Below are 20,911 nucleotides of genomic sequence, written 5' to 3'. Positions count from 1 at the left end.
GCGCCCCTCAGCGCAGCAGGCGAGAGGCGGGACGGGCCCGTCCGCTGCTGGCCCACTGCTTCAGGGCCTCCAGCTGCTCGCGGGCCGTGCGCGAGAGGGGGACGAGGTCACTGGCGGCCGCTATCAGGTCAGCTTCGCCGAACTCGCGATGCCCCGCAAAGGCCAGGTGCATGGCCTCCACCACGGTCTGCTCCAGTTCTGCGCCGGAGAAGCCCGCGGTGCGATCCACCAGCACATCCAGGGGAATCCTGTGATCGGGGCGGCGGCGGCGCAACTGCAGATCGAGAATGGTGCGTCGTTCGGAGGCGTCGGGCAGATCGAGCAGAAAGATCTCATCGAAGCGCCCCTTGCGCACCAGCTCAGGCGGCAGGCTCTCCACTCCGTTGGCGGTGGCCACCACGAACACGGCCGAGCGCTTCTCCGCCATCCAGGTGAGCAGGCTGGCGAGCACCCGCTGGCTGGTGCCTCCGTCGCTGCGGCTGTCGCCACCGAAGCCCTTGTCGATCTCGTCGATCCAGAGCACGCAGGGGGCCATGGCCTCAGCTCTGCGGATCATGTCGCGGGTGCGGGCTTCGCTGGCGCCCACCAGCCCCGCGAACAGCCGCCCCACATCCAGGCGCAGGAGGGGCATGGCCCAGCTGTGGGCGATGGCCTTGGCCGTCAGTGATTTTCCTGTGCCCTGGGGGCCCACCAGCAGCACCCCCCGGGGCAAGGGCAGGCCATAGGCGGCGGCTTCGTCGCTGAAGGCCTGCCGCCGCTGCTCCAGCCACTGCTTGAGCGCTTCCAGGCCACCGATGTCAGCGGGGCTGGCTTCGGTGGGGCAGTACTCCAGCAGTTCACTGCGGGCGATGGCCTGGCGTTTCTCCTCCAGCACCTCCGCCAGGTCCGGTTCCCCCAGCTGGCCGCGCCTGGCCAGGGCGCGCGCTGCCACCTGGCGGATGCGCTGTTCGCTGAGGCCACTGCAGCAGTGGGTGAGCTGCTCGAGCACATCGGAGCTGAGGGGGTGGCCGCAGGCCTGGCCGATGCTCTCGAGCAGGGAGCGGATCTCACCGGCATTGGGGAGGGGAAGGTCGAGGATGGTCAGGCACTCCTCCAGTTCCCGCGGCACCTGCCATTCCGGCGCGGTGATCACCAGCGTGCGTGGTTTCTGGCGCAGGCTGGCGGCCAGGTTGCGCAGACGGCGGCCGATGCCGGGGTCGTCGCAGTAGCGGTGGAAATCGAGCAGCAGCAGGATCGCCGCCTGATCCGGGGGCAGGCTCTCGATCGCCTCCAGTGCTCCCATCGGATTGCGGCTGGCCTCGCCCTCGCGGTTCGGCAGACCCTGGAGCCCCTCGACGAAATCCCAGCGCAGGAGTGTGCGCTGGCCAAGGCGCTGGGCGGCGCGTTGCAGCAGGGCGGCGATGCGCTCCTCTTCGGGGCTGCGGATCCAGAGGATCGGCGCCCGGGCCCGGATCAGCAGATCAAGCTGGTCAGCCCACGACTCGCTCATCGCCACTGGCGCAGGGCCGACCAGCGCGGATCGATGGCCTCCGCCGCGCTGGGCCCGCTGGAGGCTGAGCCCGCAGGCTCGCTGGGATCTGGCGGCATGGCCGGACCGGGGCAATCGGGGCCACAGCGGTTCTGCAGGGGCAACCGCAGGCTGAGTTGCTCGAACAGCCAGCGGGCCGGATCGAAAGTGCCGAGGGGGTCCAGGCTCTCGATCAGTTCGTCATTGGCGGCGTCATCCCCCAGCTGATCGGCCTCGCCCAGCCAGAGCCGCTCCTCCCCGCTGAAGCGGAGAGCGTGGTTGTAGTTGCTCAGGCAGCGGTCGCAGCAGAGGGTGACAACGGTTTCGGCCTCCCCCTCCACCTCCAGCACGGGGTCGGCATGGTGGGCGCTCAGCCAGCCCCGCACCGGAGTGAGGCTCTCGAGATCCTCGAGCCGCTGATCGACGCTCCACAGCCGGGGGGCCTGCTGCACGCGGAGTTCCTGAAGCGGCACAGGCCGCAGCCGGGATGGTTCAGGCAACGGCGAGGGACGCCGCCTCATCACTTCTTGGCCTTGGGCTCGAAGGGGAGTCGCTCCCCGCCACCGCTGCTTGCGGCCACTGCCACGGTCTGCTGGGTGAGCTGCTGATCAAGGATGTCCTGGAGGTTTTCAGGCAGAGCTTCCCGGCTGAGAAGAAATGTCTGCAGGGCCTGGAAGATGTTGGCCACCACCATGTAGAGCAGCACACCTGCAGGCAGGGGGAAGAACAGGAACATGCCGGTGATCATCACCGGGGTGATCTTGTTGGCCGTCGACTGCTGCGGGTTCGGCGGCATGCCAGCTCCCGAGAGAATCTGGGAGATGAACAGGCTGGCGCCGAAGGCTCCCACCAGGATGGCGATGTCCCAGTTGACGGCCCCATCGGTGTAGAAGCCCACCTGGCCCAGAGCCTTGATGAACAGGAACCCGCTGCGGGCGGCCAGGCCAGGCACGGTGGCCTCCACGGTGGCGTCACCAGGGGCGAGGGCCTCGATCAGCCCTGACTCGCTGACGCGCACCACCCCTTCACCCTTGCTCACACTCCAGGCCGGAACAAACTTGGCTCCGTCCTCGACACCCTCGAGCGCGTTGGCGAAGGGCTGCCCGTCCTTGGTGTGCAGGTTGACCTGGACCTTGTCTCCGATCCCCAGTTTGGTGCCGGCCTCGAGGCTGGCGATCACCGGCACGTGGCTGGTCTCGGTGATGAAGATCGAATGGCTGGCGCTGTTGAAGGGTTTGATCTCCACCGCGGCGATCTGGTCGGCTGGCAACACCTTCAGATTGAGGGTGTAGGGCACATCGGCGAAGGGTGAGCCGCGCAGGGTGGCGAACAGGGCGAAGAGGATCGGCATCTGCACCAGCAGAGGGAGACAACCGGAGAGGGGGCTGCCGAATTCCTTCATCAGCTTGCCCAGCTCCTCCTGTTGCTTCTGGGGGTTGCTGGCGTAGCGGCTCTTGATTTCCGCCTGGCGCTTCTGCATCACGGGCTGGGCGATGCGCATGCGACGGGCGCTGCGGATGGAACCCGCGCTCAGGGGGAACAGGGCCAGCCGGATCACCACGGTGAGGGCGATGATCGCCAGCCCGTAACTCGGCACCAGCCCATAGAAAAAGTCGAGGATTGGAAGCAGCAGGTTGTCGGAGATGTAACCGATCACAGCGGGGAGGCGGCGGAAGGGTGAGGGGTTGGCACAGTGTGCCCGAGCAACTGGTTGGCGCGTCCGACATGCGGTGGAATCCGCTCGGAAGGCGCTGGGCGGGCGATCTGGAGGCGGGGGTCAGGCACTGGCCGCCTGCGGGTCAGCGAATCCCCTGTTGTCAGCGGCTGCTTTGCCACCGCCCCTGACGGCCATCCGCTCAAGGATGTAGGCCTCGGTTTCGCGGAAGCGAGGGAGTGAGCGCATCTCAAGCTTGGAGCCGTCGTTGAGCACCAGGACCATGTCGCCCCAGGCGCCGAAGCCCCGTGGCACCGAGCGCACTTCACGCACCTGGCTGTAGACCACCTGGGTCCGATCCCGTCCCAGCCAGCCACCGCTGACGGAGATCCGCCGACTGGTGATGCGGAAGCGCAGCCACAGGGCCCGCACGATGGCGCCGACAGCGAAGGGGATGCCGATCAGGGTGAGGCCGAACAGCAGGTTGAGGAGCAGATCTCCGCGGGCCGGGCCGCCTTCGTAGAACGTGGTCTCAGTCACCTCAACGGTCATGGACTCAGTCCTGCCTTGTGGAACAGCTCCGAACATTCTCCCAGCAAGGCCTCGGGACTGACGTCGAGGCAGCCGGGCTTGAGGCTGATCAGCAGCCAGAGGCCCTTGGGGCTGCAGGGCCAGTGGGCGCAGCGCTGGCTCAGCCAGCCGTGCATCAAGCGCCTCAGCCGGTTGCGCCGCACCGCCCGTTTGCTCACCTTGGTGCTCACCACCACGGCACAGCGGCAACCCTGCAGGGGAGCTTTCCCCAGTGGAGGACGCAGCAGGGAAGGCTCGCCGACCACGGAGCGCAGGACCAGGTAGGTGCCGTGAACGCGGCGGCCTTTTCGGTAGAGGTGATCGAAAGCCTTCTCGCCCCGCAGGCGCTGTTCCCTGGGCAGGGCCATGGGGCGATCCCCGTCGCTTCAGCCTCAGACGGCCAGGCGAGCCCGACCGCGGCGGCGGCGGGTGCGGATCACGCGGCGGCCGGTGTGGGACCGCATCCGGACGCGGAAACCCGACACCCGCTTGCGCTTACGGCTTGTTCCTTCCAGGGTGCGCTTGGTCATGGTGCGTCTCGGCGGCTGGCCTGTTGTCGATCAATCAACTTAACAGCCAGGGTCAGTCGATCCCCGGGTCGATCTGGATCAGCCAGCTGCCCAGGTAGCCACCGAAGGGCACATCACCAGGGGCCTGGGCGAGGGCGTTGAACTGGTACATGCCGATGTTGAAGGGATTGAACAGCGACATGTAGACGCCGATGGTGCCATCAACTGGGACCGGACGTTCGGGGAAGATCTCGATCGATTTGCCGTTGCCATTCACTTCGATGACGGCAGGAATCGTTTCCTTGCAACGGGTGCGCGAGAGCATCCCACCTTCCTGCATCACACAGAGCTTGACTTTATCGGGGTCGATTTTTGAGTCGAAGTTATCGGGGACGGAAACGGTGAGTTTGAGCATGGCCGTCTTGCGATCCTTTGGCCTCAGGATCAGGTAATACTCCGACCGCTTCAGGCGGGAGGTGTCGGTGACGAAGTAGTAGAGCCGGCGATAGTCCTTGTTGTTGTCCCAGCGGAACTCCAGCAGACTGGGGGTGCCCTGAGCCAGGACAGAGGTGGGAGCGATCCAGGCTCCCGCGCCGGCCAGCGCCGCTCCCAGACCCATGCCCGCGGCAGCCATCAGCAGGCCGGCGCGGCTCGGCCAGGTGCTCCTCAGTCGGCGCAGCCGTTGTTGCAGGTTCTGTCGGGTCATGAAGGAAAGGCAAGGGGCGGGAAGCGCGAAGCGGGCCCGGTGTTCTCTGGATTGTCGGCCCGCGCCATCGGGGCATGTCCCTCGGGGGTGCAGCGGCGCAGCTGTCAGTTGTGACCGGATCTGTCTGGCCGCAGCCGCGCCGCCTCCCTCAGGTAGGGGTGCAGCGGGGGACGTCCGGGCTCCATCCAGGCGTGGGCCAGCAGTCGGATGCAGCGGGGCAGATCGCCGGCCACGGCCATCTGCTGACAGTCGAGCAGGGCGACCCCGTCCCAGCCCGGCTGCCGGCGGGCGACCGCGGCTGGAAAGCCGGCATCGAGATCGGCGGTCACCGAAAAGGTCACGGACAGCATCTGGCTCCCGCTCAGGCCATTGCCGGCGATCAGACTGGCCAGCAGTTCGCTCACCGCCTCCTCGATGGCTGCGGTGGTGTTGGCAATTGCGGTGGTGGCGCCCCGCAGCGCCCGTAACTCCAGGGCCTCCGTCATGGCCGCCAGAGCCAGAGCGGTTGGCCGCACCAGGCCAGCTCCAGGCTGAGGGCCTGCTGCAGCCCCCCCAGCAGGTTGCGGCCAGGAATCAGGCCCGCCAGACGTCTCTGGGGCTTGCCGAACAGCACGGGCTGAGTTTTCTCCTCATCCAGGCCGGCGAGCTGCGCCACCAGTCGGCGGGCATGTTCCTCATCACCGAGTTCGTCGATCAGACCCAGCTCCATGGCCTGGGCGCCGCTGAACACCCGCCCGTCGGCGAAGCCACGCACCTCGCTTTCGCTCAGCCCACGGCCACTGGCCACCGCTGCGACGAACTGCCCGTAGCTGGAGTCGATCAACCCCTGCAGCAGCAGCCGCTCATCGGCCGTGAGGGCCCGGTCCGGCGAGAGGATGTCCTTGTAGAGGCCGCTCTTGACGGTCTCGAAGCTGATGCCGATGCGCTCCAGCAGCTTCGAGATGTTGTTGCCGCGCAGGATCACGCCGATCGAGCCGGTGATCGTGCCCGGGTTGGCCACGATCTTCTCCGCGGCCACCCCCACGTACACCCCTCCGGACGCGGAGATGTTGCCGAAGCTGGCCACCACGCGGCACCCTTTGCTGCGCAGGCGGCCGATGGCCGCATGGATCTCCTGGCTGTCGCCGACGGTGCCGCCGGGGCTGTCGATACGCAGCAGCAAAGCCGGGAATTCCCTCTCCTCCACTTGCCGGAGGGCCTTGACCACCCGCTCCCGGGTCGGGCCAGCGATCGCCCCCTCGATCACGATCCTCGCCATGCTCTTGCGGGACTTGCGGCGCCAGGGCCAGGGCATGCGATGCAGATCGGAATGGCTGGATCTTAAAAAGGTCACCGTCGGCCGCTTCGATGACACCCCCGCTGCGCTGGCTGTTGATGCTGTTGCCCTTTGCCCTCTGGGGCACGGCGATGGCGGCGATGAAGCCCCTGCTCGAGAGCGCCGGTCCGCTCACGATCGCCTGGATGAGGTTGCTGCCCGCTGGCCTGGCGGTTCTGGCTGTGGCGCGACTGCAGAAGCGTTCCCTGGGGGTGGCCGTCTCCGACCGACCCTGGTTGCTGGCCTTCGCCCTGGTGGACGGCACCCTGTTCCAGGGCCTTCTGGCCCGTGGTCTGGAGAGCACCGGGGCCGGGCTGGGCTCGGTCCTGATTGATTCCCAGCCCCTGCTGGTGGCCCTGCTGGCCCGCAGCCTCTTCGGCGAAGCCATCAATCCGGTGGGCTGGTCGGGCCTGCTGCTGGGCCTGGCCGGCATCGCCTGTCTGGGGCTGCCGGCGCCACTGCTGCGCCACTGGTGGCTGGATGGACCGGAGGCTCTTGGGCTGCATCCCTGGAGCCATGGCGAAACCTGGATGCTGGGGGCGGCGGTGGCCATGGCCTTCGGCACCGTGCTCTGCCGCTACGCCAGCCGCGGCAGCGATCCGGTGGCCGTCACCGGCTGGCACATGCTGATCGGCGGGGTGCCCCTGCTTCTGGGTTCCCTTGGGATCACAAGCCTCGATGCCGCCGCGACTCCCTTCTGGCCCACCTGGAGTGCCCTCCAGTGGGGGTTGATGGCCTACGCCAGTCTGCTGGGGAGTGCCCTGGCCTACGGACTGTTCTTCTGGTTCGCCAGCCGCGGCGATCTGACCGGGTTCACGGCACTCACCTTCCTCACGCCCGTGTTCGCTCTGCTCTGCGGCCTGCTTCTGCTGGATGAGCGCCTGCGGCCACTGCAGTGGTTCGGCTCGGTGCTGGCGCTGGGCTCGGTGCTGCTGATCAACCAGCGCCAGCGGTTCTGGCGCCGGGTCGTGCCCGATCCGGGGTTGCAGCCATGACGGCCCCCTGGCGCCTGCTGGTGGTGAGCACACCAGTGGGGGCGCTCGGCTCAGGCGGCGGTGGCGGCGTCGAGCGCACCCTCGAGAGCCTGGTGGCCGGCCTGATCGGCCGTGGACACCAGCTCACGGTGCTCGCGGCCGAAGGATCGCGGCTCTCCAGCGCCTGCCGGGCTGCCCGGCTCTGGACAGTTGCGGGAGTCGATCAACCCAGCTGGCAGCACCAGCGGCGTGATGCCCCCGTCCAGATTCCGGCTGCCGGGCTGTTGCCCGCCTTCTGGCGCCAGGTCCAGGCCCATCAGGGGGAGTTCGATGCGGTGCTGAACCTGGCCTACGACTGGCTGCCGTTCTGGCTCACCCCCCTGCTGGGTACCCCGCTCTTTCACCTGGTGAGCATGGGGTCGGTCGCCACGGTGATGGATGAGGTGATCGAGGCGGTCGCCCGAGAGGATCAACGTCGGCTGGCTTTCCACACCAGGGCCCAGGCCTGCGATTTCGATCTGCCCACCCCGCCGCTGGTGGTGGGCAATGGCTTCGACCTGGAGGCCTACAGCTTCCGCGAGCGCTCCGATCCCCAGCCCCTGCTGGGCTGGGCGGGCCGGATTGCGCCGGAGAAGGGGCTGGAGGATGCGGCTGCGGTGGCCGCCAACCTGGGAGAACGGTTGCTGGTCTGGGGAGTGCGTGAGGACCCGGCCTATGCCGCCGCCGTTGAGGCCTCGGTACCCCCTGGAACGCTCGATTGGCGTGGCTTCCTGCCCACGGCCGAGCTGCAGCGGGAGCTCGGCGGCTGTCGGCTGTTGCTGAACACGCCCAAGTGGAACGAGGCCTACGGCAATGTGGTGGTCGAGGCCATGGCCTGCGGTGTGCCGGTGGTCGCCTACGCCCGGGGTGGCCCCGGCGAGCTGATCGTGCCGGGGGTCACCGGGCTGCTGGTCCCCCCCGACGACGTGGCCGCGCTGACATTGGCGGCCCGGGGCGCCGCCGGGCTGGACCGCTCCGCCTGCCGCCGCTGGGTGGAGCGCCACGCCTCCCGGGAGGCCTTCGCCCGCCGGATCGAGGACTGGGTCCAGGGAGGTCTGCGCCCGGCCTAAGTTCGCAGCCACTCACGCGCCATCCGTGTCCCCTTCCCGTTCCCCGGATGGGGGCCGACCTGCTCCTGGCCACTGGTTCGTGCTGGGTCTGATCCTGGTGCTGGGCATCGCCCTGTTCCTCTGGCAGCTCGGCGCCACAGGGCTGGTGGATGAAACGCCTCCGCTCTTCGCCGCCTCCGCCCGGGCCATGGCCGAAAGCGGTCAGTGGCTGATCCCCCATGTCAACGGGCTTCCCCGCTACGACAAGCCGCCGCTGATCTACTGGCTGATGGGGCTGGGCTATGGGATTCCGCTCCAGGATCAGTGGAATCCGCTGGGGACCTGGGCCGCCCGTCTGCCGTCGGCCCTGGCGATGATCGCAGTGATGCTCAGCCTTGGGCACACCCTGCTGCGCTGGCCCCAGTCCGGCAACGGGCTGCGCTCGGCCTGCACCGCCCTGGGGGCGGCCCTGGCCTTTGCCCTCTCACCTCTGATCCTGCTCTGGGGACGGATCGCGGTGAGCGATGCCCTGCTCACAGGCTGCCTGGCTGTGGCCCTGCTGCTGTTCTGGCAGTGCTGGGCGGAACCCCGCCGCCCGGTCTGGGCGGGTTGGATCGTGCTCGGTCTGGGGGTCCTGGCCAAGGGACCGGTGGCCCTGGCTCTGGCGGGTCTGACCCTGCTGCTGTTCGGCCTGAGCCAGCGTCGCCTCGGGGCGCTCTGGCGGCGCCTGCGGCCGCTCCCGGGGCTTGCGCTCACCGCCCTGGTGGCTCTGCCCTGGTACGTGGCGGCGCTGGCGGTGGAGGGGGAGGCGTTCTGGAACAGTTTCTTCGGCTACCACAACCTGCAGCGCTTCACTTCGGTGGTGAACCAGCACCTGCAGCCCTGGTGGTACTTCGTGCCGGTGCTGCTGGTGGCCAGCCTTCCGTTCACCCCCCTGTTGCTGCTGGGATTGCTGAGGACCCCGGGTCGGTGGCGCCGATCCTGGAGCGAGCCCGACGCGCCAGGGGCCTCCCGGCTCCCTGGGGCGGGCTCCCTGGCCAGCTATGCCGCCTGCTGGCTGCTGGCGGTGCTGATCTTTTTCACGCTGGCCGCCACGAAACTGCCCAGTTACTGGTTGCCCGCTACGCCGGCTGCAGGTCTGTTGATCGCCCTGGCCGCCGCCGAGGGGGGGCGGGCCAGCCGCTGGGCGCTGGGGGCCTCGGTGGCACTGATGGGGCTGCTCACCTTGGTGCTGGCGCTCTCTCCCCGATGGATTCCTCTGATCAACGATCCGGAGATGCCGACCCTGCCGGCGGAGTTGCTGGCCAGCGGCCTGGTGCTGCGGGCGGCGCTCTGTTTCGGCCTGGCCACCCTGGCCGGCTTCTGGCTCTGCTGGAAGCCCCGGCCCTGGGGGCTGGTCCCCGCTCAGCTGGCCATCGTGCTGTTCCAGCTGGTGGCGGTCCTGCCGATGTGGAGCCTCGGTGACGGGGTTCGGGGCCTGCCTGTCCGGACGGTGGCCGAGCAGGTGCGGCTCCAGCGCCGGGGCTCCGAACCCCTGGCGATGGTGGGCATCCTCAAGCCCTCCCTGCATTACTACACGCGCCAGGTGGTGCTCTACGAGGGCATTTCCCCAACGGCCCTGGTGAACCTGGCCGATCGACTGAAGCGGGAACACCGCCAGGGATTCAGCCCCAGCTCTGCACAGGATCAGCCCACGGTGCTCGTGGTGATCGACGAGGGCACGGCCCGGCGGGCCCATTGGCAGGGCCTGGCCCCCATCGAGCTGGGCCGCTCCGGGCTCTACCGGCTCTGGCGGCTCGATCGGACCAGGCTGGAGCGGCGGGCGGCTGAGCTGCGGGCCCGGGGACTGGCGCCGATCTGGCAGCGTCCGGTGCCTGAGCGCTACTGAATTCCAGCGTCACCGGGGTTGCGGCGACAGAGGCCGCAGTGTCCCCAGCGGGCCAGTTCGCCAGCTGGGGCGGGGCTGTGGCAGGCCGGACAGACCCCCAGCCCATGCACGTCCACGCGACTGGGATGGCTGGCCCAGACCCTGGCGGTGTCTTCACTGCCCGGCAGACCGGTTGTGCTGGCCTGATGCTGGCGGAAGCGCAGATCACGGACCGGAAACCCGGATCCCCTCAGGGCTCCGAGCAGTTGGTGGCGGTTGTATCGCAGGGCCTGTAACCACTGGGGGTGCTGGGCGCCCACGGTGAGCACGCCGCCATGGAGGCTGAGAGGGCGGCAGTGGGGGGCAAGCTGGTTTCCGGCAATCCGAGGCCAGGCCTGCCAGAGGGCCGCCAGGCTGCCCGCCCGCCGCCACTCATGCTGTAACTCCTCCAGGCACGACGCCACGGGGACGATCGGCGCCGGCGGCGCTGGCCTCAGTACCTGAACGTTGCCGATCAGGCGCACCTGATCCCGTGGAGCCCTGCCCATCAACCGAGGTTAGGCAGCAAGGGTGCGGGCAACCGTCCGTGGTCTCACGGTCCACAGCGGCTACCCTCCGAATTGCTCCCGCCTCGACCCATGGGCTTCTTCGACCGGCTCAGCCGCCTGCTGCGGGCCAATCTCAACGATCTGGTCAGCAAGGCCGAGGATCCCGCCAAGATTCTCGATCAGTCCGTGGCGGACATGCAGTCCGACCTGGTGAAGCTCCGCCAGGCCGTGGCCACCGCCATCGCCAGCCAGAAGCGGATCCAGAACCAGGCCGAGCAGGCCGAATCCCAGAGCCGGACCTGGTATGAGCGGGCCGAGCTGGCCCTGAAGAAAGGTGAGGAAGATCTCGCCCGCGAGGCCCTCAGCCGCCGCAAGACCTACCAGGAGACGGCCACCGCTCTCAACAACCAGCTCAGCAGTCAGGTTGGCCAGGTCGACACCCTCAAGCGCAGCCTCACGGCGCTCGAGGGCAAGATCGCCGAAGCCAAGACCAAAAAAGACATGCTCAAGGCCCGCGCCCAGGCGGCCCAGGCCCAGGAGCAGCTCCAGAGCGCCGTCGGCAACCTCGGCACCAACTCCTCGATGGCGGCCTTCGAGCAGATGGAGGAGAAGGTGCAGGCTCTCGAGGCCCGCAGTCAGGCTGCAGCGGAACTGGCTGGCGCCGATCTCGAGAGCCAGTTCGCTGCTCTTGAGGGAGGCAGCGATGTGGATGATGAACTCGCCGCGCTGCGCAACCGCCTCGAGGGGGGAGCCGCCTCCGAACCGCTGCTTCCCGTAAACGCGGAAACGCCCAAGCTGGAGCCTGTCCAGGCGGCCCAGGTGGACGCGGAACTCGAGGAGCTCAAGCGCTCGATCGACAAGCTCTGAGCCCTGGGAGCGGATTCTCCCCCGGTGCTCGCTGCTCACCTCCATACAATCCCTGCAGCTGATCCGGGTCCGTGGCCGTTGCCGTTTTCACTGATGCCAACTTCGAGGCCGACGTGCTTTCTGCCTCCGGCACCGTTCTTGTGGACGTGTGGGCCTCCTGGTGCGGCCCCTGCCGTCTGATGGCTCCCCTGATGGACTGGGCCGCTGCCGAGTACAGCGGCCGACTGGCGGTGGGCAAGCTCGAGGCCGATCCCAATCCCGTCGTCCGCGACAGCCAGAAGATCCAGGGTCTTCCCACCCTGATCCTCTTCCGGGACGGCAAGGAACTGGCTCGCCATGAAGGCGCCATGGCCAAACCCCAGCTCAAGGCCTTCCTGGATGCCCATCTCTGAGCGGGTCACCCGGCTGGGGCAGGGGGTCTTCGCTCGCAACGACCGCCGCAAGATCGCCTACGCCCAGGGTCTGCTGAACCCGGAACTGGCCCGGGGGCTGGCGCCGCTGCTCGATCTTTCTCTCGGCTCCACCGATCTGGCTCCACCGCCCGTGGCGCTCGAGGCCATGGTTGCGGCCCTGAGCCGACCCAGCAGTGCCTCGTACTGCCTCCATGGCGCCACCCTGCCGTTCCGCGAGGCGGTGGCGGCCTGGGCGCAGCGTCGCTTCGGCGTGGCCGTTGATCCCAAACGTGAGGTGCTGCTGCTGGTGGGCTCCCAGGAGGGCACGGCCCACCTGCCCCTGGCGGTCCTCAACCCCGGCGAGTCGGCACTGCTGCTGGATCCCTACTACCCCTCGCACCGGGGTGGGCTTCACCTGGCCTCGGCCCAGACCACGTTGCTGCCCCTGCACGCCGATCAGGGCTGGCGGCCCCGCTTCGAGACGATCCCCCTGGCCACCTGGGATCAGCTGCGACTGATGGTGCTGGGCTTTCCCCACAACCCCACCGCCACGGTGGGGGAGCAGGGGTGGTTGGATCAGGCCGTCGAGCGGGCCCAGCGCCATGGCTTCGTCCTGGCGCACGACAACCCCTACGTGGACCTTGCCCTCGAAGGTGAGGCCCCTGCGTTGCTGCGCAATCCCCACTGGCGCAGCTGCGGCATCGAGTTCTTCTCCTTCTCGAAGAGCTGGTGCCTCGGTGGCTTTCGCCTGGCTTTCGCCATCGGCGCCGAGCCCCTGATCACCGCCCTGCGTCAGCTCAAGGGGGTGGTGGATTTCAACCAGTCGCTGGCGCTGCAGGCCGGGGCGATCGCTTCCCTGGAGCAGGCCCCCCAGTGGCCGGCGCAGCTGCGGGAGGTGTACCGGCTCCGCCGCGACCGGATGGCCGCGGCCCTCGAGGCCCAGGGGTGGCCGGTGCAGCGGCCCTCGATGGCGCTCTACCTCTGGCTGAGCCTGCCTGAGCCAGCCCGGGCCCGGGGGCTGGATTCAGAGTCGTTCTGCGCAGCCCTGCTCGAGGGCACCGGCGTGGCTCTGACCCCCGGCAACGGCTTCGGCCCCAGCGGGGAGGGCTGGATGCGGTTGGCGCTGGTGCACCCGGTGGAGCAGCTGGAGGCGGGCGCCGGCAGGATCGGCACCTGGCTGCGCTCCCTCGATGCTGACTGAGCACTCAACTTTGAAGGGGTCATGATCGGCAGGATTCAGGCGGCCCGGCTGCAGCTGAGCTCCCCGGAATCTCCCCAGACCTCACGGCCACCGGCGCTGCCCTGGCGGTTGATCTGGCTGCCCTGTTGCGGCAGCACCGAACAACAGCTCGAGCAGCGGTTGGCAGTGGGCGAGCGGCCACCGCTGGCGGTGCTGGCCGGTCGCCAGCGCTTCGGTCATGGCCAGAGGGGCAGGCCCTGGGTCTCTCCGCCGGGTGGCGTCTGGATCAGCGCGGCCCTGCCCTGGCCGCCGGAGTCCGCCACCGCTGCTGCGCTGGGACTGGCGGTGGCGGTGGGTCTGGCCCTGCAGCTCGAAGCGCTCGGAGTGAGCGTTCAGCTCAAGTGGCCCAACGATCTGCTGGTGGACGGTCGCAAGCTGGCGGGCCTGCTGCCGCGACTCAGCCTGCGCGGAACCACGATTCGCCTGGCCAGGGTGGGTATCGGTCTCAATGGCCGCAACCGGGTGCCGGTCGGGGCCATCAGCCTGCGCGAGGCCCTGGGGCGGCGCACCCTGGCCAGCGGAGTGCCTGCCCTGACGGCCCGGGTGCTGGCCGCGCTGGAGTGGGCCGTGTTCCGGAGCCCCAGTCCCGAATTGGTGCGGGCCCTGGCGGAGCACCGTTTGCTGGTGCCCCCCGACGGGGTGGTGCACCGCCAGGCGCGCTGGCAGGTGGAGGGCTTGAGCGTGGACGGCGGTCTGCTGCTGAGCCGACCGGGAGAGCGGACCCTGCTCTGGCGCAGCTTCTGATCGGCCGCTGGAGCGCGAGACAGTTCCGTGGCTGCCCACCGCCAGACTTTTCTAAGCTCCTTCTGTTTCGCACGGTTCTCGGTTTGCGTCGCTACTCCTGGCACACCCGCCTGTTGCTGGGCTCCCTGGTGATGGCATCAACGCCCCTGGGCCTGGCCCAGCTGCAGCCCCCGTCCGAGCTGGGGGTCCCTGCTGAACCGCCTGTGCCGGCCGCACCACCCCAGTCGCCGCCTCCGCGCGCCCTGGCGTCACCCCGCCTGGCGAATGACACCCCCGCGCCACTGAAGCCAAGCTTCGATCAGGTGCCCCAGGCCCGTCCCCGTCGCTTCGACCAGTCCCTCGATGATCTGGTGCGTCAGGGGGTCGTCACCCCCGCGGAGCGCAACCGGGTTGAATCCGCAGGGGCCCTGCAACCCGGCGAACTGCCTGCCCACCGGCAGGCCTGCAGCAGTGGAGCCCTCTCTGAGCAGGAGTGCCGCACCGGTGTGTCCGTGCGCTGGCGCGGCCGCAATCCTCTGGCTGCGGAGCGTCTCGTCAACGGCCAGCCCTCCGGAGCACTGATGGCGGGTATGGGCCGCCTCGGCAGCAATGGCCTGCCCCTTCCTCCGATCACCGTGCCCGTGTCGGCCCTGCTCTCCGGCGCCGGCGGCAGCTTCCGTCTCAGTGATGTCTTCAGAGTGACCCCCAGGCCGGCGCCCCTGGCCGGCAATGGCAACCGCCGCCTGCTTTTTCCCCTGATCGGCTCTGCCGTCACCACCAGCAGCTTCGGTTGGCGGCTCCATCCTGTTCTGGGCAGTTGGCTGATGCATGCCGGCAAGGACCTGGCCGCTCCGGAGGGCACCCCCGTGGTGGCAGCGCTTTCCGGGCGGGTGGTGAGCAGCGGCGTGGCGGGGGGCTATGGGCTGGCGGTGGAGATCGAGCACACGAATCCCCTGCGTCGCACCCTCTACGGCCATCTTTCGGAGCTCTATGTCAAAGAGGGTGAATTGGTGAAGCAGGGGACCGTGGTCGGACGCGTGGGCAGCACGGGTCTGAGCACTGGCCCGCACCTCCATTTCGAGCTGCGCCTGCCCGATAGCGGCGGCTGGGTGGCGATCGATCCCGGCATGCTCGATCCCGGCGGAACGGCGCTGGGTGGCCCTGATGCCATTGCCCTGCTGATGGGCCAGCTGTTGCAGAGCCTGGAGCGGCCCGCGGTCCCGGCTGCCGGCTGAATCCTGTGGGCTGCCTCAGTCGGCGATGTGGCCGTCGCGGAAGTGAACGACCCTCTCGGCCCGTGCGGCCACGTCGTCTTCGTGGGTCACCAGCACCACCGTCATCCCCTGACGATGGAGGTCGTCGAAGATCTCCAGCACCTCCTGGGTGGTATGGGAATCGAGGGCTCCGGTGGGCTCATCGGCCAGCAGCAGTGCTGGCTGGTTGATGATCGCCCTGGCCACAGCCACCCGTTGTTGCTGGCCTCCTGAGAGTTCGTTGGGTTTGTTGCGCAGGCGCTGGGCCAGGCCGACCCGCCCCAGGGCGGCGGCGGCCCGCTCCCGGCGTTCCTTCGCTGGTACCCCCGCGTAGACCATCGGCAGGATCACATTGTCGAGGGCGCTCAGGTGCGGCAGCAGGTGGAACTGCTGGAACACGAAGCCGAGGCTGCGGTTGCGCAGGTCCGCCAGGGCATCGTCATCGAGGTGTTCGACGGGGATTCCTCGGAGCAGGTAGCTGCCGGAGGTGGGACGATCCAGGCAGCCGAGAATGTTCATCGCCGTGCTCTTGCCGGAGCCCGAGGTGCCCATCACCGCCAGGTAGTCACCCGGCTGCACGGTGAGGCAGAGGTCGTCGAGGGCGCGCACCTCCGTGTCACCGGCGCCGTAGATCTTGCTGATGTGATCGAGACGGGCCACCGGACCTGGGTAGGCCTCTGGCGGACGGTTGGACGTCTCCTGGAGCAGGCTCAGGCTGCTCATCCCAGGGCGGCCACGGCGGACTCACTGGCTGCGATGGCGTGCTGAAGCATCGGCGTGCCGGCCACGGCGGAATTGGCCCAGGTGAACAGCGGATTCGAGAGAATGCCTCCGATGGCGGTGACCAGCACGCAACCCACGAGGGCGGCCCGCAGGGGTTGCATTCCCGTCAGGCTCCAGCTGATCTCGGGGTAGGCCTTGACCACGTCGGAGGCCTCCTGAGGTTCTTTGACCACCATCATCTTGATCACTGAGATGTAGTAATAGATGGAGACCACCGAGGTGATCAGACCGACAACCACCAGCAGGTATTGCTGATCGGCCCAGCCGGCGAAGAAGAGGTAGATCTTGCCGAAGAATCCCAGCATGGGGGGGATACCACCCAGGGAGAGCAGGCAGAGGCTGAGGCCAAGGGTGATCAGGGGATCTTTCTGGTACAGACCGGCGTAGTCGGAGATCCGGTCGCTTCCTGTGCGCAGCGAGAAGAGAATGATGCAGGCGAAGGCGCCCAGGTTCATGAACAGGTAGGCGGCCATGTAGAGCACCATCGCCGCGTAGCCGTCCTCGGTGCCGCAGACCAGACCGATCATCACGAAGCCCGCCTGGCCGATGGAGCTGTAGGCCAGCATCCGCTTCATTGAGGTCTGGGCCAGGGCCACCACGTTGCCCAGGGTCATGCTCAGCACCGCCAGCACGGTGAAGAGCACTTTCCACTGGGCATCGAAACTCTCGAAACAACCCACCAGCAGGCGCAGGGCCAGGGCGAAACCCGCCGCCTTGGAACCCACCGAGAGGAAAGCCACCACCGGCGTCGGGGAGCCCTCGTAGACATCCGGCGTCCACTGGTGGAAAGGCACCGCCGCGATCTTGAAGGCCACCGTGGCCAGCACGAACACCAGGGCCAGGGCCGTGACGGGGGTGGCGCTGGTCTGCAGGGCCACACCCACTGCCTCGAGGCTGGTTTCACCGCCGGTGAGGCCGTAGAGGAGGGAGGCGCCGTAGAGGAACACCGCCGCCGCCGCCGAACCCACCAGCAGGTATTTGAGCGCCGCCTCACCGGAGCGGGCATCCCGCTTCATGTAGCCGGAAAGCAGGTAGCTGGAGACGGAGAGGGTTTCCAGGGAGATGAAGATGCTCACCAGATCGGTGGCACCACAGAGGAACATCGCTCCGAGGGTTGCCGCCAGCAGGATGGCGGCGTATTCGCCCACGGGCGTACCGCTGCGCTCCACATAGCGCCAGCTGATCAGCAGCGAGAGCAGGGTGGAGGCGGCCACGACGCCGCGGAAGGCGATGGCCAGGTTATCGGCCAGGAAGGAGCCGAGGAAGGAGGGCTCCAGAGGGGCGTCCCACTGCAGAGCCAGCAGTACCAGGGCGGTGCCCAGGCCGCCGTAACAGATCGGTGGCACCCAGCGGCTGGCCGCCTCCTCCCCGGCCAGATCCACCAGCAGGCAGGCCAGTAGAGCCACCAGCACGGCGCTTTCAGGGGCGATGGCGCCGGCGTTGAGCTGCAGGGCCGTGATCGCCGGCGCTCCTCCACCGGCAAGGGCGCAAAACACCGTCATCACTGGTCTACGGCAGGGCGTGATGCTGCGGACTGTAGCCGCGTTGGCAGGACATGTTTGGCAGCCTGGCCCCTCGATGCGATAAAGAGGGAACCGGTTTTACGCCTGCCTGTGGCGCACACGCTGGTCATCGTCGAGAGCCCCACAAAGGCCCGCACCATCCGCGGCTACCTGCCGAAGGATTTCCGTGTCGAGGCGTCGATGGGCCATGTGCGTGACCTGCCCAACAACGCCAGCGAGATTCCGGCCGCCCACAAAGGGGAGAAGTGGGCCAATCTCGGCGTCAACACCGCCGAGCAGTTTGAACCGCTTTATGTGGTTCCCAAAGACAAGAAAAAGGTGGTCAAGGAGCTGAAGGAGGCCCTCAAGGGTGCCGATCAGCTGCTGCTGGCCACCGATGAGGACCGGGAGGGGGAGAGCATCAGCTGGCACCTGCAGCAGCTGCTCAACCCCAAGGTGCCCGTCAAGCGGATGGTGTTCCACGAGATCACCAAGGACGCCATCGGCCGAGCCCTCGATCAGACCCGTGATCTGGACATGGAGCTGGTCCATGCCCAGGAAACCCGCCGCATCCTGGATCGGCTGGTGGGGTACACCCTTTCGCCCCTGCTCTGGAAGAAGGTGGCCTGGGGACTTTCCGCCGGCCGGGTTCAATCGGTGGCGGTGCGGCTGCTGGTGCAGCGGGAGCGGGCCCGCCGGGCCTTCCGCAGTGGCTCCTACTGGGATCTCAAGGCCCGTCTGGAGCACGACAGCAGTGGCTTTGAGGCCAGGCTCACCCATGTCGGTGGCGAGAAGATCGCGGGCGGCTCTGATTTTGACGAGACCACCGGGGCGCTCAAGGCCGGAAGCAAGGTGCGCCTGCTGGAGGAATCCGAAGCTCGCAGCCTGCGCGAAACGGTGCTCAGCCAACCCTGGCGGGTGGCCGAGGTGGAGGCCAAGCCCACCACCCGCCGGCCGGTTCCGCCCTTCACCACCAGCACCCTGCAGCAGGAGGCCAATCGCAAGCTGCGCCTGTCAGCCCGCGACACCATGCGCACCGCGCAGGGCCTCTACGAGCGCGGCTTCATCACCTACATGCGCACCGACTCGGTGCATCTCTCCGATCAGGCCATCAACGCCGCCCGCTCCTGCGTCAAGGAGAAATACGGACCCGACTATCTCAGCCCCGCACCGCGGCAATTCAGCACCAAATCGCGCAACGCCCAGGAAGCCCACGAAGCGATTCGCCCCTCAGGCGAGGCCTTTCGCACCCCGAAGGACACCGGCCTTGATGGCAAGGATCTGGCTCTCTACGAGCTGATCTGGAAGCGCACCGTGGCCTCGCAGATGGCCGATGCACGGCTGACGATGCTGAGCGTGGAGCTGCAGGTGGCGCAGGCCACCTTCCGTGCCAGCGGCAAGCGAATCGATTTCCCCGGGTTCTTCCGGGCCTATGTCGAGGGCAGCGATGATCCCGATGCCGCCCTCGAAGGACAGGAGGTGCTCCTGCCCTCTCTGGCGGTCGATGACCGGCCCAGCTGCGCCGGAGTGGAAGCCCTCGGCCACCAGACCCAGCCACCCGCGCGCTATAGCGAGGCCGCCCTGGTGAAGATGCTGGAGAAGGAAGGGATCGGCCGCCCGTCCACCTACGCCAGCATCATCGGCACGATCGTCGACAGGGGTTACGCCACCCTCGCCGGCAACGCCCTCACCCCCAGCTTCACGGCCTTCGCCGTGACTGCCCTGCTGGAGGGCCATTTCCCCGACCTGGTGGACACGAGCTTCACCGCTCGGATGGAGTCGAGCCTGGATGAGATCTCCACCGGCAAGCTGCAGTGGCTTCCCTACCTCACCCAGTTCTACAAGGGGGAGAAGGGCCTGGAAACCCAGGTGCAGCAGCGGGAGGACGACATCGACCCCACTGCCTCGCGCACGATCGAGCTGGAGGGCCTCCCCTGCGTGGTCCGGATTGGTCGCTTCGGGGCCTACCTGGAGGCCAAGCGGGTGGGGGACGACGGCAACGAGGAGTTGATCAAGGCCACCCTGCCCCAGGAGATCACCCCCGCCGAGCTCGACGGCGAACAGGCCGAGCTGATCCTGCGCCAGAAGAGCGAAGGCCCTGAATCCATCGGCGTCGACCCCGAAACCGGCGATGCCATCTATCTGCTGTTCGGCCAGTACGGGCCTTACCTGCAGCGGGGACAGGTGAGCGATGAGACTCCCAAACCGAAGCGGGCATCCCTGCCCAAAGGCGTCAAGCCGGATGAGCTCAGCCTCGAGGACGCTCTGGGGCTGCTGCGGCTGCCGAGGCTGCTGGGTGAGCATCCCGATGGCGGCAAGGTGCAGGCCGGTCTTGGCCGCTTCGGCCCCTATGTGGTGCACGACAAGGGCAAGGGTGAGAAGGATTACCGTTCACTCAAGGCCGAGGACGACGTGCTGCTGGTGGGCCTCACCCGGGCCCTTGAGCTGCTGGCCATGCCCAAGCGTGGGCGGGGAGGGCGCACGGCGCTTCGGGATCTGGGCATCCCGGAGGGGGAAAGCGAGTCCATCGGGGTGTTCGATGGTCCCTACGGCCTTTATGTGAAGCAGGGCAAGGTCAACGCCTCCCTTCCCGAAGGGACCGGCGCGGAGGCCATCACCCTGGAGCAGGCTCAGGAGTTGCTGGCCGCCAAGGCCGCCAGCGGCAAGGGCAAGGGCAAGACAGCCAAGACAGGCACCACCAAGGCCAGCGCGACCACGACCAAGGCCAAGGCAAAGGCCAAGCCCAAAGCCAAGCCCAAGGTCGAGGGCGCCGGCAAGCCCAAGATCCCCTCCACCACCAAGACCGGACGTCCCAGGGCCAGCGCGGTCAGGATCATCCAGGCTGGCCAGGGCTGATGATCCGCCCCCTGCCCCGTGGCCTGAGCCTGGCGGGTTTGGCCACCTCTCTGGCCGTTTCCCTGGCCGCCTGCAGCGGCACACCCCTGGGTGAGCGCCTCTCCGGCAGCTTCAGTGCACCGGCCACGCCGACCACCACCACCACCCCAGGTGCTTCCGCTGCAGGCACCCCGTCCACGGCTGCTCCAGAAGCAGCATCCTCCGGGACTCCGGCAGCGAAGCCCGTGGCGACCTCTCCCTCCGCCTCCTCTTCCGCTTCGCCCTCTGTCCCACCAGCCAAGACTGAGGCCAGCACAGCCGCCAACCCTGCCAAACCCGTCAAGCCCGCCAAGGCACCTGCCGGTTCTGCCTCCTACCGGATCACCATCAAACTGCCCACCGCTGATCCCTCCGCTCCGGCTGAGGTGGTCACCGAAGCCCTGCGGGCCGCCGGAGTGAGTTTCGAAGTGGAGACGATTGAGCGCACGCCATCCGGAAGCACTCCCTCTGCCGCTGCTGCTTCCGGTACACCCGCCGCTCCGGCTTCCAGCCCTGCCCCGGCCCCCCGCTGAGCCCCG

General features: G+C 68.1%; 22 protein-coding genes. 10 read left to right on the top strand and 12 right to left on the bottom strand.

Annotated elements, in window-relative coordinates:
- Positions 1–7: 7 nt before the first annotated feature.
- The 9 genes from KQ297_RS04630 to sppA all read right to left on the bottom strand — a co-directional run bounded on the left by KQ297_RS04630 (position 8) and on the right by sppA (position 6,240).
- Positions 8–1,489, bottom strand: coding sequence for an AAA family ATPase (locus KQ297_RS04630; RefSeq protein WP_259738386.1), 1,482 nt, complete (start codon positions 1,487–1,489; stop codon positions 8–10).
- Positions 1,486–2,007 (bottom strand): DUF177 domain-containing protein, encoded by a 522-nt coding sequence (locus tag KQ297_RS04625; protein ID WP_259738385.1) that lies wholly within the window; start codon positions 2,005–2,007, stop codon positions 1,486–1,488. The genes KQ297_RS04630 and KQ297_RS04625 overlap by 4 nt, the downstream gene beginning before the upstream one ends.
- A gap of 20 nt (positions 2,008–2,027) precedes the next feature.
- A complete protein-coding gene (gene yidC, locus KQ297_RS04620) occupies positions 2,028–3,164 on the bottom strand; it encodes a membrane protein insertase YidC (protein WP_185465962.1) in 1,137 nt (378 codons plus the stop codon).
- 120 nt (positions 3,165–3,284) lie between these two features.
- Positions 3,285–3,713, bottom strand: coding sequence for a PH domain-containing protein (locus KQ297_RS04615; protein ID WP_259738384.1), 429 nt, complete (start codon positions 3,711–3,713; stop codon positions 3,285–3,287).
- Positions 3,710–4,099 (bottom strand): ribonuclease P protein component, encoded by a 390-nt coding sequence (gene rnpA / locus KQ297_RS04610; protein ID WP_259738383.1) that lies wholly within the window; start codon positions 4,097–4,099, stop codon positions 3,710–3,712. Before rnpA ends, KQ297_RS04615 begins: the two co-directional genes overlap by 4 nt.
- A 24-nt stretch (positions 4,100–4,123) precedes the next feature.
- Positions 4,124–4,261, bottom strand: a complete 138-nt coding sequence (gene rpmH, locus KQ297_RS04605) for a 50S ribosomal protein L34 (protein ID WP_006170261.1) — start codon at positions 4,259–4,261, stop codon at positions 4,124–4,126.
- Between the two features lie 52 nt (positions 4,262–4,313).
- Complete coding sequence (locus KQ297_RS04600) at positions 4,314–4,946, bottom strand: DUF2808 domain-containing protein (protein WP_259738382.1); 633 nt, start codon at positions 4,944–4,946, stop codon at positions 4,314–4,316.
- A gap of 104 nt (positions 4,947–5,050) precedes the next feature.
- Positions 5,051–5,431 (bottom strand): chorismate mutase, encoded by a 381-nt coding sequence (gene aroH, locus KQ297_RS04595; RefSeq protein WP_259738469.1) that lies wholly within the window; start codon positions 5,429–5,431, stop codon positions 5,051–5,053.
- Positions 5,428–6,240 (bottom strand): signal peptide peptidase SppA, encoded by an 813-nt coding sequence (gene sppA, locus KQ297_RS04590; RefSeq protein ID WP_185465955.1) that lies wholly within the window; start codon positions 6,238–6,240, stop codon positions 5,428–5,430. Before sppA ends, aroH begins: the two co-directional genes overlap by 4 nt.
- Positions 6,241–6,293: 53 nt before the next feature.
- Here sppA and KQ297_RS04585 point away from each other — a divergent pair, with 53 nt between their 5' ends.
- From KQ297_RS04585 to KQ297_RS04575, 3 genes are all read left to right on the top strand, one after another.
- The gene (locus KQ297_RS04585) at positions 6,294–7,256 is read left to right on the top strand and encodes a DMT family transporter (RefSeq protein WP_259738381.1); all 963 of its coding nucleotides are present in this window, start codon (positions 6,294–6,296) and stop codon (positions 7,254–7,256) included.
- The gene (locus tag KQ297_RS04580) at positions 7,253–8,344 is read left to right on the top strand and encodes a glycosyltransferase family 4 protein (RefSeq protein WP_259738380.1); all 1,092 of its coding nucleotides are present in this window, start codon (positions 7,253–7,255) and stop codon (positions 8,342–8,344) included. The genes KQ297_RS04585 and KQ297_RS04580 overlap by 4 nt, the downstream gene beginning before the upstream one ends.
- A gap of 79 nt (positions 8,345–8,423) precedes the next feature.
- The gene (locus tag KQ297_RS04575) at positions 8,424–10,211 is read left to right on the top strand and encodes an ArnT family glycosyltransferase (protein ID WP_399251228.1); all 1,788 of its coding nucleotides are present in this window, start codon (positions 8,424–8,426) and stop codon (positions 10,209–10,211) included.
- Here KQ297_RS04575 and KQ297_RS04570 read toward each other — a convergent pair.
- Complete coding sequence (locus KQ297_RS04570) at positions 10,205–10,738, bottom strand: DUF721 domain-containing protein (RefSeq protein WP_259738378.1); 534 nt, start codon at positions 10,736–10,738, stop codon at positions 10,205–10,207. The genes KQ297_RS04575 and KQ297_RS04570 overlap by 7 nt on opposite strands.
- Before the next feature lie 90 nt (positions 10,739–10,828).
- Between KQ297_RS04570 and KQ297_RS04565 the strand changes: the two genes are divergently transcribed.
- The 5 genes from KQ297_RS04565 to KQ297_RS04545 all read left to right on the top strand — a co-directional run bounded on the left by KQ297_RS04565 (position 10,829) and on the right by KQ297_RS04545 (position 15,195).
- Entirely contained in the window at positions 10,829–11,605 is a 777-nt protein-coding gene (locus KQ297_RS04565) for a PspA/IM30 family protein (protein WP_259738377.1), read from the top strand.
- Positions 11,606–11,676: 71 nt separating this feature from the next.
- Entirely contained in the window at positions 11,677–11,997 is a 321-nt protein-coding gene (locus KQ297_RS04560) for a co-chaperone YbbN (protein ID WP_259738376.1), read from the top strand.
- Positions 11,984–13,198: an aminotransferase class I/II-fold pyridoxal phosphate-dependent enzyme gene (locus KQ297_RS04555; protein WP_259738375.1), complete on the top strand. Its 1,215-nt coding sequence runs from the start codon at positions 11,984–11,986 to the stop codon at positions 13,196–13,198. The genes KQ297_RS04560 and KQ297_RS04555 overlap by 14 nt, the downstream gene beginning before the upstream one ends.
- Positions 13,199–13,219: 21 nt before the next feature.
- Positions 13,220–13,981 (top strand): biotin--[acetyl-CoA-carboxylase] ligase, encoded by a 762-nt coding sequence (locus KQ297_RS04550; protein ID WP_259738374.1) that lies wholly within the window; start codon positions 13,220–13,222, stop codon positions 13,979–13,981.
- Between the two features lie 131 nt (positions 13,982–14,112).
- Entirely contained in the window at positions 14,113–15,195 is a 1,083-nt protein-coding gene (locus KQ297_RS04545) for a M23 family metallopeptidase (protein WP_399251226.1), read from the top strand.
- Positions 15,196–15,210: 15 nt separating this feature from the next.
- On the opposite strand, the gene KQ297_RS04540 is transcribed toward KQ297_RS04545, so the two are convergent.
- Both KQ297_RS04540 and KQ297_RS04535 read right to left on the bottom strand, forming a co-directional pair.
- Positions 15,211–15,936, bottom strand: a complete 726-nt coding sequence (locus tag KQ297_RS04540; RefSeq protein WP_259738372.1) for an ABC transporter ATP-binding protein — start codon at positions 15,934–15,936, stop codon at positions 15,211–15,213.
- Positions 15,933–17,498 (bottom strand): NAD(P)H-quinone oxidoreductase subunit N, encoded by a 1,566-nt coding sequence (locus tag KQ297_RS04535; protein WP_259738371.1) that lies wholly within the window; start codon positions 17,496–17,498, stop codon positions 15,933–15,935. Before KQ297_RS04535 ends, KQ297_RS04540 begins: the two co-directional genes overlap by 4 nt.
- Before the next feature lie 111 nt (positions 17,499–17,609).
- Here KQ297_RS04535 and topA point away from each other — a divergent pair, with 111 nt between their 5' ends.
- Together topA and KQ297_RS04525 are read left to right on the top strand one after the other, a co-directional pair.
- Positions 17,610–20,354, top strand: a complete 2,745-nt coding sequence (topA, locus tag KQ297_RS04530; protein ID WP_259738370.1) for a type I DNA topoisomerase — start codon at positions 17,610–17,612, stop codon at positions 20,352–20,354.
- A complete protein-coding gene (locus KQ297_RS04525; RefSeq protein WP_259738369.1) occupies positions 20,354–20,905 on the top strand; it encodes a hypothetical protein in 552 nt (183 codons plus the stop codon). Before topA ends, KQ297_RS04525 begins: the two co-directional genes overlap by 1 nt.
- The last annotated feature ends 6 nt before the right edge of the window (positions 20,906–20,911 follow it).

The sequence above is a fragment of the Synechococcus sp. CS-205 genome, assembly GCF_025128255.1.
In the GTDB taxonomy this organism is placed as follows: Bacteria; Cyanobacteriota; Cyanobacteriia; order PCC-6307; family Cyanobiaceae; genus Regnicoccus_A.
This window is presented reverse-complemented; position numbering and strand designations above follow the sequence as displayed.